Here is a 13,166-nt window from a genome sequence, read left to right as displayed (position 1 = left end):
GACATCAGCTCGCTACAGCGCCGCGCCGAGCCGTTTCGGCATCGCTCGCAATGCCTTCCCGGTGCCGATGGCGACCGCCTCGGCCGGGTTTGGCGCCACATGCACCGGCACATGCAGTTCAGCGCTGAGCCATTGCTCAATGCCGTGAAGCAAGGCCCCGCCCCCGGTGAGAACGATGCCGCGGTCGATAATATCGCCGCTCAGTTCGGCTGGGCATTCCTCAAGAACAGCGCGAATGGCTTCGGCGATTTGCAGAAGCGATTCCTTGATGGCATGTTGCACCTCGGCCGGATCAAGGGAAACGGCTTTAAGAAATCCGGTGACAAAATCGCGGCCGTGAATGGTCATCGTTTGCGCCAAGCCAGCTCCCGGCGCGCTGCCGATTTCGATTTTCACCTGTTCGGCCGTCTGTTCGCCGATTAGCAAATTGTAGCGCTGACGAACGTATTGCATAATGTCTTCATCAAGCTGGTTGCCGCCGATGCGAAGCGAGCGGCAGGCAACGACGCCGCCAAATGAGATAATCGCGGCTTCCGTTTTGCCGGCCCCTAAATGTACGATGACGTTAGCGACGGGTTCACCGACCGGCAAATCAGCCCCAATGGCCGCTGCGACCGGCTCTTCGATGAAATGAATGTGCTTCGCTCCGCAATGTTTGGCGATTTCATAAAAAGAGCGGCGCTCGACGGAGGTGGCGTGAAACGGAACGCTCATGACGATGCTCGGTTTTTTGAAGGCGAGGCCGAGCTGTTTGCTCGATTGTTTGAAGACTTGCTGCAACAACGCTTTCGCTTGGTCAAAATCAGCGATGACACCATTTCGCAGCGGATAGGTGACCTCGACGTGGGACGGGGCTTTGCCGATCATTTGCTTTGCTTTTTTGCCGATCGCCATCAGCTTGTTCGCTTGACGATTATAGGCGACCGCCGCCGGTTCGTCAAACAGCAGCCCCTTCGTTTGGCTAAACAGCCGGACATTCATCGTCCCTAAATCGATGCCCAGCTCTGAAGAAGCGAACAATGAAAACACCTGCCTTTATTCAAAATCGATGAACGGACAACAAATCATCATCTATAACATTCGACACCGATCGCCTATTTATGTCTGTCATGCGAGAAGGACGGTGATGCACGAAGACGCATGCTTCTCAACGACGGTTTTCAAATGGAGCAACTTTGTCATATCGGTTTCCCATTTCTTCGTTCTGTCCCACACCAACTAGAGGAGACGATTTTTTTCGTTTGGCTTTTAGGCGGATGCCCATGAATGGTTTATGTGGTTGATTCAGAGCAGGAAGTATAAAAATTTTTTTGTTTTCATGTATAAAAAATGAAAAGGGAGGAAATGAATAATAGCGTAACGTTTTCCAAGTATTCCCCCGATCCCCTATGAATACATATTGGGCTCTCCGGTTGCGGAGAGCCGCTTTTTTTTGCCATAATAAAAACTCTCTGCCTATCGTAAGCGAATCTAATAGGACAGAGAGCTTTTCACTCGCTGGAACCGTTACAACCGTTTGGCTCCGACGTATTTCGTTTTCCAGTAGCTGCTGTTTAAATTGTCGATTTTCACACCGCGCGAAACAGCGTGGATGACCTGGTTGTTTCCGATGTAAATCGCCACGTGCGAGACGCCTTTCGTTCGTTTCGACGTGTCAAAGAACACTAAATCTCCCGGCTGCAATTTCGATTTATGTACGTATGTCCCTTTTTTATACATCTCTTTGGAAGAGCGCGGCAAGGTGACGCCGACTTTTTTATGCGCATAGTAGACAAATCCCGAGCAATCGAATCCTTTTGGTGTCGTTCCGCCATATCGGTAAGGAGTGCCGACAAGCTTTTTTGCTTCGGCGATTAGCCGTGTTTTGTTAGCTGCTGCATCGGAACTGGAAGTGCTTACAAAGAAGGAGGAAAATAGAACGATCATGGATACAGACAAAAGAGTGAGCCATTTTTTCATTTTTCCTAACCCCCGACAAGATCTTTTTCCATTCGACGTTATCTGACTACAGTATAACAGAGGAAAACGGTCTTGTTTTTTACAGTTGAATTAAATAATGTTACAATGCGTTTACAAACATAGGACCTAGTCTTAATGGCTTGTAGAAATCTGTTTCTATGTTCCCTATTAGGATGTTCGTTTTTGTGGCGACAGCGATACGGCTTTTCTGATACTTCGGTCCTATGACTCATGTATAAATGTCGGAAGCTGTCGAACGAATAGGAACGGCGGAGGGAAGCGGGTAAGGAACACCGACTTTATAATGAAAGAAGAACGTCGAAAAAGCTATGACGGTGATGATTCATGTCGAATAAGTTCGAATATCTCGTATACATGTTCGGATTTCTCTTGACAGCGGGTGCTGTCTATATGTATGCCCAGCGGGTGACAAAGCGGCATGGGGCATTGCCGCCATGGAGGGCGGCGCCAAAGCTAACTGCTGCTTTTGCCGTATGTTCGCTCTTTCTTTTAGGCGCTGGAATGGCTTATATCTATGAGGCAGAGAATCATGAACGTGAAGAATACAAGGAAAGCGCGAAGCAAATCGCCGGCATGATCGCCGGCGATTTGGCCGCCATGGGGCATGAGCATCTTGATGAAAGAGCGGACCGTCTGCCCGCGTATCATACGATGCTGGCTGCGCTCGAGCGATGGCAGCAACACGGCCGCGTGCTTAGTGTATATACGTTAAAAAAGAATGCGCACGGTGAGCTGTATTTTGTTGTCGGCCCAGCGGCCGATGACAACCGGAATAGCCGCATCGGCGGCAAAAATGCACAAGCTGTTCCGCCTGGGACGATTTACCACCGCGATTTTCCAGAAATAGAAGCGGCGTTTCAAGGTCGGTTTGCGATGGAACAGCACCCGACAACGGATGAGTGGGGAAGAAGCATCAGCGCATTTATGCCGATTCATAGGTCCGATGGGACAGTGGATGCGGTCGTCGGCATCGATTATGATGCGAAGATGTATGAGCGGCGTCTGCAAAACGAACGGCAAAAGGCAGCCGCCATCATGATGACGATTTATTTCATCGCTGTCTTCATTTATTTGTTAGCGCTGCATCGACAAATGGAACGGAGGGCGTTTGCCATCTATAAAAAAACGCTGGCAGCGAATGAGCGGCGGCTGCGGCGGCTGGCCGAGATGACGATGGAAGGAATCATCGTGTATGCATCTAGGAAAATTGTCGAGGTAAACGAAGCGGCGTGCCGCCTGCTTGGCTATACAGAAAGCGAACTCGTCCACTTGCCGATCGATGATATCGTTGTCGCCGGATCGATGAGACCGGTCCGTTCGGACAGCGGATTGGAGCGGTTTGAGATCGAGCTGCGCCGAAAGGACGGAACGGTGTTTCCGTCGGAAATCGTGCAGCGCCGCTACGATTACGAAGGGCAAAAAGTAACGGTCGTCGCTGTCCGTGATGTAACGGAGCGAAAACAAAACGAAGAGCGGATGCACTATATCACCAGCCATGACGAACTGACCGGGCTGCCGAACAAAGAGGCGATGTACAAGGCGGCGGAGCGTTGTCTTGCCGATGCAAACAGGTTTCAGCAAGAAGTGGCGGTTATGTTTTTGGAAGTGACCGGCATCAAGACGATTAACGATTTTTACGGTTATGCCGTCGGGGACGAAGTGTTGGTTTATTTGTCCGGCATTTGGCGGGAACAGAAGGGAATAACGATCGGGCGTTGGAGCGGAAATGAATTTATCGCTGTGCTGCCGGATAGCGCGAACGAAAAAGCGGAGCAAGCAGCGAAGCGCTTGATTGAAGCTGCTGACGAACCGATCGTTGTCAACGGCCTTGAGCTATATGTAACGGTGAACATCGGCATCAGCGTCTACCCGAAAGACGGGGAGGAGGCGAAAACGTTAATCCGCAAGGCGGATATTGCCCGCTATGAGGCGCGGAAAAAAGCGGCGAGCGATTTTCTCTTTTTCACTGAACCGATGGCCGACCGCCTGCAGGAAAAGATGGCCATGGAACGCGATTTGCGGCGTGCGCTTCAAAATGGGGAGTTCGAGCTGTATTACCAGCCGCAAATTCGGCTTTATGACCGGCAAGTCATCGGCATGGAAGCGCTCATCCGTTGGCGCCACCCGGAGAAAGGAATGATCCCCCCCTCATTGTTTATTCCGGTCGCCGAACAAACGGGAATGATTATTCCGATCAACGAATGGGTGATCCGCACCGCCTGTCGGCAAACGAAACAGCTGATCGATCAGTTTCCGCATTTGTCCGTCTCCGTCAACTTATCACCGTATGAATTTGAAAACCGGCGGTTTGTCGACAAGCTCGCCCGCCTGCTCGCTGACACCGGGCTGCCGCCGCACCATTTGGATCTTGAAATTACGGAACGAATGACAATGGATACAGAGCGTGCACTCGATATTTTGGCGAAACTCAAAGCGCTCGGTGTGACGATCAGCATGGACGACTTCGGCACCGGCTACAGCTCGCTCAGCTACCTGACCGATTTGCCGATCGATCGGCTGAAAATTGACCGTTCGTTCGTCCAGCATATTCAAGGAAAAAAAGATGTCATCTTGCCGTCCATTATCCGCCTCGGGCATAATATAGGTGTAAAAGTGTTAGCCGAAGGGGTAGAAACAGAGACTGCAGCAGCTTACTTGCAAGGAAAACGGTGTGATGAGGCGCAAGGGTATTATTTTTCCCCGCCGCTTCCGTATGACGAATTTGTCCATTTTTTAACCGAGCAGCATGCGAGGCGGCAGGCACAGGAGTTGACGTGAAATGGATGGATTTTGGCGCATTGCCGAAGAGAAAATTCGCGAGGCGATGAAAAACGGCGAGTTTGATCACTTGCCCGGTTTTGGAAAGCCGCTCGAGCTTGAGGATATTTCTCATATTCCCGAAGAGTTGCGGCTCGGGTATTTGTTGCTGAAAAATGCTGGGTATGTGACGGAAGAGACGGAATTGCGAAAAGAACTGATGACGCTTGAAGATTTGCTTCGCTGTTGCGAGGATGACGAGAAAAAACAAGAACTGACGAAAAAATGGACAGAAAAACAACTCCGCTTTGCGGAACTGATGAAAAAGCGGCAGCAGACGAACGCAAAGGCGCTGCGCGATTACGGACGGCGCATTGAGGAAAAATTCCGCTAAATGAGTTTTCTCAATAAACATGGGGAGGTTCGATTTTTGACGAACCTCCTTAACTTTTTTATGCAATGATGCCCAAAAAACGGGGAAAATAGGAAGGAATGATCATTGGAAAGGGGAGATCGCCATAGATGTGAATGAACGGTGAATGGAGCAGGTCGAAGTTGCCATGGAGAAGAACCGAAAAGAAAAGGAGTGAAAAAGCATGAAAAACGTATGGTTGGCGTTTTTTGTTTCCCTCGTGCTGGCGATGCCGTCGTGGGTGGTTGCCGGCCATCATGAAGCCGGCGATGTTCATTTGCCGGTTGGACATATGTGGAAGCACGGGGCGCTCGATGAGCAAAAGTGGATGGAAATGGTCCAAACGTATACGCCAGAGCAAGCCGGCGAGTGGAAAAAAGTGTTGGATGAACGGAACGCGCTGCGCGAGCAGTTCAAGGACAAAAAAGTGAAACAGGCGATGAAAGAGAAGCATAAGCAACTGAAAAAGGAGCGTGAGGCGGCCCTTGACCGGCTCATCGATCAGCTCGCGGACAAAAAAATAACGAAAGAGCAGTTTAAGCAAGAACTGAAACAGTTACATAAAAAGAAACGTTGGATGACAAAGGAAGAAAAAAAGCAGCTCCATATGCTTCATGAGCAAACAAGGCAAGCCATGGAGAACAATGACCAAGAGGCGATGAAAAAACTGCTCCCGCAATGGCTCGAGTATATGAAAAAGGAAAACGAGCGGCTGGCAAAATGCCTTCAAGAAGTCAAACAAGGGTGATATAATAGAAAAAAAGCCGTGTTTTGTGCACGGCTTCTTTTTTTATCCTCCGTTTGCCTAAGGCAGGGATGAAGTTTACCGCGAGAGGAGGAGTGTGTCATGGGATATTCGGTCATTCTTCAGGTGCGCGGCCGCCGGGCGGTCGTTGTTGGCGGGGGGAAGGTGGCAGCGCGGAAGATTCGCGGGCTGCTCGAGGCAGGGGCGGATGTTGTGATGATCGCTCCTAAAGCAGAACCGGAGCTGCAAGCGCTAGCGGCGGCGGGAACGATTGGCTGGTGCATCAAGACATTTGCACCTGGCGATTTGGACGGTGCGTTTCTTGTCATCGCGGCGACGAACGACCGCGGAGTAAACGAGGCGGTGGCACAGGCGGCAGCGCCGGGCCAGCTCGTCAATGTCGTGGATGACCCGGAGCGGTGTGATTTTCACGTTCCCGCTGTCGTCCGCCGCGGTCCATTAACGATCGCTGTCTCGACTGAAGGTGCAAGCCCGGCGGTCGCTCGCCGCATTCGTCGCGAGCTTGAGGAGCAATATGGGGAAGAGTACGGGCCGTATCTTGAGTTTTTGCAACGGGCTCGCGACATTGTATTGCGCGAAGTGGATGACGTCGAGGGACGAAAACGGCTGTTTCGGGCGCTCGCTGCTGATTCATTTCGGCAAAACGGCCGCTGGGACGAGGAGTTAGCCGGCTTGTTGGCGAAGGAAAAAGAACGAGGCGAAGAAAGAAGGGGCGAGAACGATGAGGATTCCAATATACATTGTTGATGCGTTCACCGCTCGGTCGTTTGTCGGCGACCCGGCAGCGGTCTGTCTGCTGCCGCAGCCGGCTCGGGACGAATGGATGCAACGTATTGCTGCAGAGATGAACTGATCTGAGGCCGCCTTTTTAACATAATTCCGAAAGAAGTCTCCCACTTCAAGCAAAGCTAAGTGGGAGTAGTTCACTTCCATACGAGGATGGCTATCGCCTGCGCTGGTTCACGCCCAAGGCGGAAGTCGATCTGTGCGGGCATGCGACCTTAGCGAGCGCCCATGTACTATGGGAGCTGGGTGAACGCCGCCGTGAGGAGAACATTTCTTTTTTGACAAATAGCGGCGGCGTTGTGCGGGTGACGGTAGCGGGGGAGCAGGTGCAACTTGAAGGCGAAGCGGTTACCGTGTTGAAAGGAGCGCTGGCTGCAGCGGCTAGTTTCTAAGCTTCGGCCAAGACAGCGGCTACCGGTGGAAAGATGAGGGTTACGCGCGGCTAGATGGGCATCTTTCCTCGCGGGCGCGAAACGAAAAGGGGATCCGTCGCGTTAGGATCCCCTTTTTAGACTGTATAGACCGCTCCTTCTGTTAATCATCCCACCGGTACGTCCAAAATCGCTCCGTTTTCAGCCACGCGAGCGCGTCGCCGCGTTTTGAAGCCGCCTGCATCAGCCCTTCCGTTTGCGAGCGGTGAGCGCGAATGGCGGCGAGTTTCGTATCAATCACCGAGCTGACATCGCGGACGACGTCCGGCTGGCCGAGATCCTGCTCGCAGTTTTTGGCAAAGGCGACGCAATAAACGGTCGGCCGTTGTTCTTTTGGCCACCGCTTCAACGCGCGAATGACAGCAGCCCCGCACGCATCATGGTCGGGATGGACGCTGTAGCCGGGATAAAATGTAATGACAAGCGACGGATTCGTTTCCGCTGCGATGGCGGCAATCCGGTCGGCCAGTTCTTCTTCATCTTCAAATTCGACGGTTTTGTCGCGATAGCCGAGCAAGCGCAAATCGTGAATGCCGAGAACGCGGCATGCTTCCTCTAGTTCCTGTCTACGAATGAACGGCAACGTTTCGCGATTGGCAAACGGGGGCACGCCCATATTCCGCCCCATTTCGCCAAGCGTCAAGCAGGCGTATGTCACCGGTGTGCCGCTTTGCACATGCTGGGCGATCGTTCCCGAGACGCCGAACGCCTCATCGTCCGGGTGGGGAAAGACAACGAGTACATGTCGTTCGTTCATCGAAAGCCCCTCCTTAGGCAAATGGCTCGCCGCTCAGCTCAAGAGCGACAGCCAGTTTTCCTTCATAGTCATGTCCCGCTAACAGCAATTGTCCTTCTTTCGTCCATTCCCAATGGGTTAACCCTTCGGCGTACACCCAGCCGATGTCGAGCTTCAGCCCGACGCGGTATGGCCCTGGGCCGGTGATTTTGCCGCGGGTGAAGCGGATGCGGGCGTTGCGGATGTAAGCGCCAGCGGAAAAAACTCCTTCATTATGGTGAGAGGCATACGCCCCGTTCGTCGTCTCCAAATGAATGTATATATCGCGGTTGGCAAGGTGGTTCAGCGCCTCTTGCACGGCGGCGGCGTCAATCGGCTGCACACGGAGTCCCTCCTTATCGTTGTTTTCTATATATTGTACATGACGAGAGCATAGGAACGGAACTATTTCGTCTTTTATTGTATAATAGAAAGAGACACAGCTTGGACTCATCCGCACCTTAGAGGCGTTGAATAACGATTCAGCGAAAGGAAAGGTGAGGGGACATGGGGTTTCAAGGCAACGGTGTCACTGTGCTCAATGTTGATGGCACATACCGGCCGCAAAAGCAGTTGTTTCGGTTTCCGCACGAGTGGATCGATCTCGCTGATGTACCGGAGACGAACTTGTATTGCAGCGAGGCCGCGCTTGTCGAAATGGAGAAGCGGTTGCGCCGGCGGCGAACCCGCGGGGCGGTGCTGATCGGGAGCGGCAACTATCATTATATCACGTATTTGTTGTTGAAAGAAATGAACGAACCGTTCACCCTTGTGCTGTTTGACCACCATACGGACGCTGAACAGGGTGATGACCGCCTTATTTCATGCGGATCATGGGTGGCTCATGTGCTTCAACATGCCCTGTTGCGAAAAGTGGTGATTGTTGGTCCATCGTTTTCTCCGCGCGATCTCCGTTTATCTCCGAATATTACTGTTCTTCCGTTTGATGACCATGACGAATGGCCGAATGCGCTTCTGCAAGCCATCCCGACCGAAAGCGTGTATATCAGCATCGATAAAGACGCGCTTCGCCGCGAAGACGCGGTCACGAACTGGGATCAAGGAAGGATGCCGCTTTTCCGCTTGCTCGCTTGTCTGCGTCTGCTATTATTCTATAAAAAGGTGTTAGGCGTAGATATATGCGGAGAATATCCGCAAGCGGCCGTCGATCTATTTGATCCGCTTTGCCGTGAGGCGCGGCGCAAAAATGAACAGGCAAACAGCGCCATTTTAGAGACGTGTTTTCGTTACGCCGCTTCCCATTTGCGTCCGGCTTGATCGGGGCATACTGAAAAGGCCGGTGAACATCGCGGCGCCTGATCATCGATGGTTGTGGAATTCATCTCCCGCCTGCTCATTGGGCGATCGCCCTGCACATTCCTTAAGGCGGGAGACTTCTTTCGGAAATTATGTTAACACCCGTACATAATGCGGAACTGTTTCTCATCAGGGCGGGGGTCGCGCGGTGCAATGTGCATACGCGTGACTTTGGCAAACATCGTTCCAGCTTCAATCGTATCCAAAAAGAGCTGGAGGGCGCTTTCATGTCCTTGGGCTTCCATTTCCACCGTCCCGTCGTCATTGTTTTTCACCCAGCCGGTCAGCTGCCGCTTCAGTGCTTCGTGCTGGACGAAATAGCGAAAGCCAACGCCTTGTACACGTCCTTCGACAATGACATGAACCCGTTTCATGGCGATGATGCCTCCTTCGTCACGATCACTCTGTTTTCATGATATAATAGATGAAGCAGAAAGTACATGAAAAAGGAGCTTGTTTGTTCAAGCTCCTTTTTTCGCAAGCGATAGCGACGATAGTTGTTGTTGAATGAGCGTTATGAGCCGCGGATGATAGCCTAAGTAAGAGCATAAATGCCACTGTTGGGGGGAAACACGGAGCGCCTCTAGTTTCCGTTCGATCGTTTTCATTAAGACGCCAGTAAACAATAAATACGGAACGACAAATACGTGTCGGTATGTGGATGCGTTCGCCTGCTTAAGCCCTTCATCGAGCGTCGGACGAATGGCAGCGAGAAAGCAAATGTCGACATGCGGCACGTTCGTTTTTTCTTTCAGGCGTCGGGCGATGGCGGCGATGTCGCGCTTTGTATCCGGGTCGCTGCTGCCACGGCCGATGAGTAAAATCATCGATTGATCATCAAGCGGCGTCGCTTGTTCACTGATGCGGTCAATGATGATATCGATCATCGTTTCATGGACGCCAAACGGGGTGCCGCAGGCGATCTCGAGAGACGGATGCCGCCGTTTCGCGCGCTCGAGCGCCGCCGGGATGTCGTGTTTCGCGTGCCCGGCGGATAGAAGCAGGAGCGGAATGACGATGACGCGCGTCGCTCCTTGGGCGACGCAACGGTCAACGCCGGTAACGATATCCGGTTCCGCCAGTTCGACGAAGCAAAGTTCTTGAATCGGGATGTCGATGGCTGCTTTGCATCGTTCGACGAAGCGAGCCGCTTCATAGCGGGCCGCAGCGATGCGGCTGCCATGGCTGACGTATAAAATGGCTTCCATCGCGATCGCCTCACGATGTCGCGCCAGCGGCCGCGGATGATGCCAACAGCTGTTCGAACCATCGAATGTTGGCGCGCAGCCGGACGACATCTCCGATGATGACCATGCTTGGATTTTCAATGTTTTCTTTGGCGACGATCCCGGCGATCGTCGCCAGCGTGCCGGTGACCGTGCGCTGAGACGTTGTCGTTCCCCACTCGATGACCGCCGCTGGCGTCTCTGGCGCCTTGCCATACTTGACTAGCTGTTCGCAAATATACGGCAAGTGGTAAACCCCCATGTAAATGGCGATTGTATCGATGCCTTTGGCGAGGCTTTCCCATTTGATATCTTCACGGCTTCCGTCGCGCCGATGTCCGGTGACAAAGGCAACGCTTGAGCTGAACTCGCGATGGGTGACAGGGATGCCGGCATAAGCCGCCGCAGCGATGGCAGAGGTGACACCGGGAACGATCTCAAACTCAATCCCGTGCTTGACGAGCGCCTCTGCTTCTTCGCCGCCGCGCCCGAACACGAACGGATCGCCGCCTTTTAAGCGGACGACGGTTTTTCCTTTTTTGGCGTGCAGGACGAGCGAATGGTTGATCGTTTCTTGCTGCATCACGTGGTAGCCGGGCAGCTTGCCGCAAAAGATGAGCTCGGCGCCCGGTTTCGCATACGACAGCAGTTCTTCGTTAATGAGGCGGTCGTACAAAATGACATCCGCCTGCTGAATGCATTTTAATCCTTTGACGGTGATGAGTTCCGGGTCGCCGGGACCGGCGCCGACAAGATATACTTTGCCCATCGTTGTTTCAGCCCTTTCTTGCATGATCCAGCTGGCCGTCGAAAGACGGTACGTTTTCATTGTAAACGGATCGGCCTGGTGCGAAAACGACTTTGTGAAATCATCTCCCGCTCTTTTTTTCGAGCGGGAGACAGGAGTGGTTAATTGGCTTTTACCGCCGGGATCAACCCGCGGTCGCGCAAGTAGGCGATCACTTGCGCGACGCACTCGTCGACGGAGTAGCGGTGTGTTTCAATCGTCAACTCGGGCGCTTCCGGCGCTTCGTACGGTGAGTCGATGCCGGTAAATTCGCGGATTTCTCCGCGGCGCGCCTTTTCATACAATCCTTTTGGATCGCGTTTTTCACATTCTTCAAGCGGACAGTTGACATAAATTTCGATAAACTCATCTTCTTCAACTAGGCGGCGGACGAGCGCCCGGTCTTCGGCAAACGGCGAAATAAAGGCGGTTAGCACAAACTGGCCACTGTCGACAAACAGTTTTGCCACTTCGCCGATGCGGCGGATGTTTTCCGTCCGGTCGGCGGCGGAAAAGCCGAGGTCTTTGTTGAGCCCATGGCGGATGTTGTCGCCGTCTAATACATAGTTTTGAATGCCGAGCTCAAACAGCCGTCTGGAGACGGCGTTCGCCACTGTCGATTTGCCCGAGCCGGACAGCCCGGTGAACCAAAGAATGGCGCTATGATGGCCGTTGCGCTCGCGCCGGTCTTTTTTCGTGACCGATGTCTGATGCCAAACGATGTTCGTGCTCATGACGCTCCTCCTTTAGCGCGTTGACGGGGTGACCGCTTCGCGTTCTTGCAATCCTTTGATCAAGACGGCAGCGACTTCCGGGCGGCTGAACGTGCTTGGCGGCACTTGGCCGTTGCGCAGCATTTCGCGGACTTTCGTGCCGGAAAGGACGACATGATGCTCAGCGTCATGCGGGCACGTTTTCGTCGACGCCATGCCTTCGCATTTCGTGCAATAAAAGCTATGTTCGAAAAAGAGCGGCGTGATCCCGAGCTCTTCAGCCGTAAAGTTCGAGAAGATTTTTTGCGCGTCATACGTGCCATAATAATTGCCGACACCGGCATGGTCGCGGCCGACGATGAAGTGCGTGCAGCCGAAGTTTTTGCGCACCATGGCATGGAAAATGGCCTCACGCGGTCCGGCATAGCGCATGGCTGCTTGGAAGACGCCAAGGAACACGCGGTCTTTCGGATAATAGTTTTCAAGCAGCACTTGGTAGCTTTCCATCCGGATGTCAGCCGGAATGTCATCCGCTTTCGTTTCACCGACGAGCGGGTTTAAAAATAAGCCGTCGACGATCTCAAGCGCGCATTTTTGAATGTATTCGTGAGCACGGTGAACCGGGTTGCGCGTCTGGAAGCCAACGACCGTGTTCCAGCCGAGTTCGGCAAACCGCTTCCGCGTTTCTGCCGGATCGAAATAAAACGCGGCGAACTGTCCTTTATCGGTCCGTTTGACAAGCGTGACTTCCCCGCCGACGTACACATCCGGTTTTTCAAACAGTTTGCGCACGCCAGGATGGGCGAGTTCATCCGTTTTGTAAACGAACGTGGCTTCTTTCGTTTTGTCTGGGCGGTAAATATCAGCAATTTCGATGACGCCGTAGACGTCGCCGTTATAAACGAGCTTTGCTTTATCGCCGACAGCAAGTTCTTTTGCTTTTTCTTCCGTCACCGCGAGCGTGATCGGAATGCTCCAGACGGTGCCGTCAGCGAGGCGCATCGTTTCCACAACCGCATCGTAGTCCGCTTTCGTCAAAAAGCCGGTGAGCGGGCTGTACGCCCCCGTGCCGATCAATTCCAAATCGCTTAATTCCGCTTTCGACAGTTCGATCGTTTTGGATGCTTCGTCAAGCGGATAGTCGGGATTCCAACGGTTGATTAATGTGCCGCCATGCGGGATGCTTACGCTCATGTTCATAACCTCCTAGAATGAT

The 13,166-nt window shown here is 52.9% G+C and carries 15 protein-coding genes and 1 pseudogene; 7 read left to right on the top strand and 9 right to left on the bottom strand.

Annotated features, from left to right (window positions below; genetic code table 11):
• Positions 1-12: 12 nt before the first annotated feature.
• The gene (gene mreBH / locus B9L21_RS13755) at positions 13-1,020 is read right to left on the bottom strand and encodes a rod-share determining protein MreBH (protein WP_063166788.1); all 1,008 of its coding nucleotides are present in this window, start codon (positions 1,018-1,020) and stop codon (positions 13-15) included.
• A gap of 486 nt (positions 1,021-1,506) precedes the next feature.
• Complete coding sequence (locus B9L21_RS13750) at positions 1,507-1,959, bottom strand: C40 family peptidase (RefSeq protein ID WP_063166787.1); 453 nt, start codon at positions 1,957-1,959, stop codon at positions 1,507-1,509.
• Positions 1,960-2,304: 345 nt separating this feature from the next.
• On the opposite strand from B9L21_RS13750, the gene B9L21_RS13745 reads away from it, so the two are divergent.
• The 6 genes and pseudogenes from B9L21_RS13745 to B9L21_RS18205 all read left to right on the top strand — a co-directional run.
• Entirely contained in the window at positions 2,305-4,758 is a 2,454-nt protein-coding gene (locus B9L21_RS13745; RefSeq protein ID WP_063857358.1) for a putative bifunctional diguanylate cyclase/phosphodiesterase, read from the top strand.
• 1 nt (position 4,759) lies between these two features.
• Positions 4,760-5,131, top strand: a complete 372-nt coding sequence (locus B9L21_RS13740) for a DnaJ family domain-containing protein (RefSeq protein ID WP_063166786.1) — start codon at positions 4,760-4,762, stop codon at positions 5,129-5,131.
• 202 nt (positions 5,132-5,333) lie between these two features.
• Positions 5,334-5,897 (top strand): hypothetical protein, encoded by a 564-nt coding sequence (locus tag B9L21_RS13735; RefSeq protein ID WP_063166785.1) that lies wholly within the window; start codon positions 5,334-5,336, stop codon positions 5,895-5,897.
• 99 nt (positions 5,898-5,996) lie between these two features.
• Positions 5,997-6,662 carry a bifunctional precorrin-2 dehydrogenase/sirohydrochlorin ferrochelatase gene (locus B9L21_RS13730; RefSeq protein ID WP_063166784.1) on the top strand — a complete coding sequence of 222 codons (666 nt, stop codon included), beginning with the start codon at positions 5,997-5,999 and terminating at the stop codon, positions 6,660-6,662.
• Positions 6,637-6,768 (top strand): PhzF family phenazine biosynthesis protein, encoded by a 132-nt coding sequence (locus tag B9L21_RS18130; RefSeq protein WP_250636810.1) that lies wholly within the window; start codon positions 6,637-6,639, stop codon positions 6,766-6,768. The genes B9L21_RS13730 and B9L21_RS18130 overlap by 26 nt, the downstream gene beginning before the upstream one ends.
• A gap of 97 nt (positions 6,769-6,865) precedes the next feature.
• Positions 6,866-6,967 (top strand): annotated as a pseudogene (locus B9L21_RS18205) (PhzF family phenazine biosynthesis protein); the annotation flags it as partial.
• 268 nt (positions 6,968-7,235) lie between these two features.
• Here the strand turns inward: B9L21_RS18205 and bshB2 are convergent.
• Positions 7,236-7,889 carry a bacillithiol biosynthesis deacetylase BshB2 gene (gene bshB2 / locus B9L21_RS13720; RefSeq protein ID WP_063166783.1) on the bottom strand — a complete coding sequence of 218 codons (654 nt, stop codon included), beginning with the start codon at positions 7,887-7,889 and terminating at the stop codon, positions 7,236-7,238.
• A 13-nt stretch (positions 7,890-7,902) separates the two neighbouring features.
• On the bottom strand, positions 7,903-8,250 hold the full coding sequence (locus B9L21_RS13715; RefSeq protein WP_063166782.1) for a YojF family protein: 348 nt from the start codon (positions 8,248-8,250) through the stop codon (positions 7,903-7,905).
• A gap of 164 nt (positions 8,251-8,414) precedes the next feature.
• On the opposite strand from B9L21_RS13715, the gene B9L21_RS13710 reads away from it, so the two are divergent.
• Positions 8,415-9,185: an arginase family protein gene (locus B9L21_RS13710; RefSeq protein WP_063166781.1), complete on the top strand. Its 771-nt coding sequence runs from the start codon at positions 8,415-8,417 to the stop codon at positions 9,183-9,185.
• A gap of 134 nt (positions 9,186-9,319) precedes the next feature.
• Here the strand turns inward: B9L21_RS13710 and B9L21_RS13705 are convergent, their stop codons facing one another.
• From B9L21_RS13705 to sat, 5 genes are all read right to left on the bottom strand, one after another.
• Positions 9,320-9,598: an acylphosphatase gene (locus tag B9L21_RS13705; protein ID WP_063166780.1), complete on the bottom strand. Its 279-nt coding sequence runs from the start codon at positions 9,596-9,598 to the stop codon at positions 9,320-9,322.
• Positions 9,599-9,685: 87 nt separating this feature from the next.
• Positions 9,686-10,432 (bottom strand): sirohydrochlorin chelatase, encoded by a 747-nt coding sequence (locus B9L21_RS13700; protein WP_063166779.1) that lies wholly within the window; start codon positions 10,430-10,432, stop codon positions 9,686-9,688.
• 10 nt (positions 10,433-10,442) lie between these two features.
• A complete protein-coding gene (cobA, locus tag B9L21_RS13695; protein ID WP_063167418.1) occupies positions 10,443-11,219 on the bottom strand; it encodes a uroporphyrinogen-III C-methyltransferase in 777 nt (258 codons plus the stop codon).
• A gap of 140 nt (positions 11,220-11,359) precedes the next feature.
• A complete protein-coding gene (gene cysC / locus B9L21_RS13690) occupies positions 11,360-11,971 on the bottom strand; it encodes an adenylyl-sulfate kinase (RefSeq protein ID WP_063166778.1) in 612 nt (203 codons plus the stop codon).
• A 12-nt stretch (positions 11,972-11,983) separates the two neighbouring features.
• Positions 11,984-13,144 carry a sulfate adenylyltransferase gene (gene sat / locus B9L21_RS13685; RefSeq protein ID WP_063166777.1) on the bottom strand — a complete coding sequence of 387 codons (1,161 nt, stop codon included), beginning with the start codon at positions 13,142-13,144 and terminating at the stop codon, positions 11,984-11,986.
• Positions 13,145-13,166: the final 22 nt, after the last annotated feature.

The sequence above is a fragment of the Geobacillus uzenensis genome (assembly GCF_002217665.1).
In the GTDB taxonomy this organism is placed as follows: domain Bacteria; phylum Bacillota; class Bacilli; order Bacillales; family Anoxybacillaceae; genus Geobacillus; species Geobacillus subterraneus.
The sequence above is the reverse complement of the archived record's forward strand: the minus strand, read 5'-3'. Positions and strand labels throughout refer to the sequence as shown.

What these genes read in the sequence shown, in the direction of transcription:
- B9L21_RS13710 (WP_063166781.1), top strand. Translation starts at nt 8,415, where the DNA reads ATGGGGTTTCAAGGCAACGGTGTCACTGTGCTCAATGTTGATGGCACA.
- B9L21_RS13735 (WP_063166785.1), top strand. Translation starts at nt 5,334, where the DNA reads ATGAAAAACGTATGGTTGGCGTTTTTTGTTTCCCTCGTGCTGGCGATG.
- sat (WP_063166777.1), bottom strand. Translation starts at nt 13,144, where the DNA reads ATGAGCGTAAGCATCCCGCATGGCGGCACATTAATCAACCGTTGGAAT.
- B9L21_RS13700 (WP_063166779.1), bottom strand. Translation starts at nt 10,432, where the DNA reads ATGGAAGCCATTTTATACGTCAGCCATGGCAGCCGCATCGCTGCGGCC.
- cobA (WP_063167418.1), bottom strand. Translation starts at nt 11,219, where the DNA reads ATGGGCAAAGTATATCTTGTCGGCGCCGGTCCCGGCGACCCGGAACTC.
- B9L21_RS13705 (WP_063166780.1), bottom strand. Translation starts at nt 9,598, where the DNA reads ATGAAACGGGTTCATGTCATTGTCGAAGGACGTGTACAAGGCGTTGGC.
- B9L21_RS18130 (WP_250636810.1), top strand. Translation starts at nt 6,637, where the DNA reads ATGAGGATTCCAATATACATTGTTGATGCGTTCACCGCTCGGTCGTTT.
- B9L21_RS13740 (WP_063166786.1), top strand. Translation starts at nt 4,760, where the DNA reads ATGGATGGATTTTGGCGCATTGCCGAAGAGAAAATTCGCGAGGCGATG.
- B9L21_RS13730 (WP_063166784.1), top strand. Translation starts at nt 5,997, where the DNA reads ATGGGATATTCGGTCATTCTTCAGGTGCGCGGCCGCCGGGCGGTCGTT.
- B9L21_RS13750 (WP_063166787.1), bottom strand. Translation starts at nt 1,959, where the DNA reads ATGAAAAAATGGCTCACTCTTTTGTCTGTATCCATGATCGTTCTATTT.
- bshB2 (WP_063166783.1), bottom strand. Translation starts at nt 7,889, where the DNA reads ATGAACGAACGACATGTACTCGTTGTCTTTCCCCACCCGGACGATGAG.
- cysC (WP_063166778.1), bottom strand. Translation starts at nt 11,971, where the DNA reads ATGAGCACGAACATCGTTTGGCATCAGACATCGGTCACGAAAAAAGAC.
- B9L21_RS13745 (WP_063857358.1), top strand. Translation starts at nt 2,305, where the DNA reads ATGTCGAATAAGTTCGAATATCTCGTATACATGTTCGGATTTCTCTTG.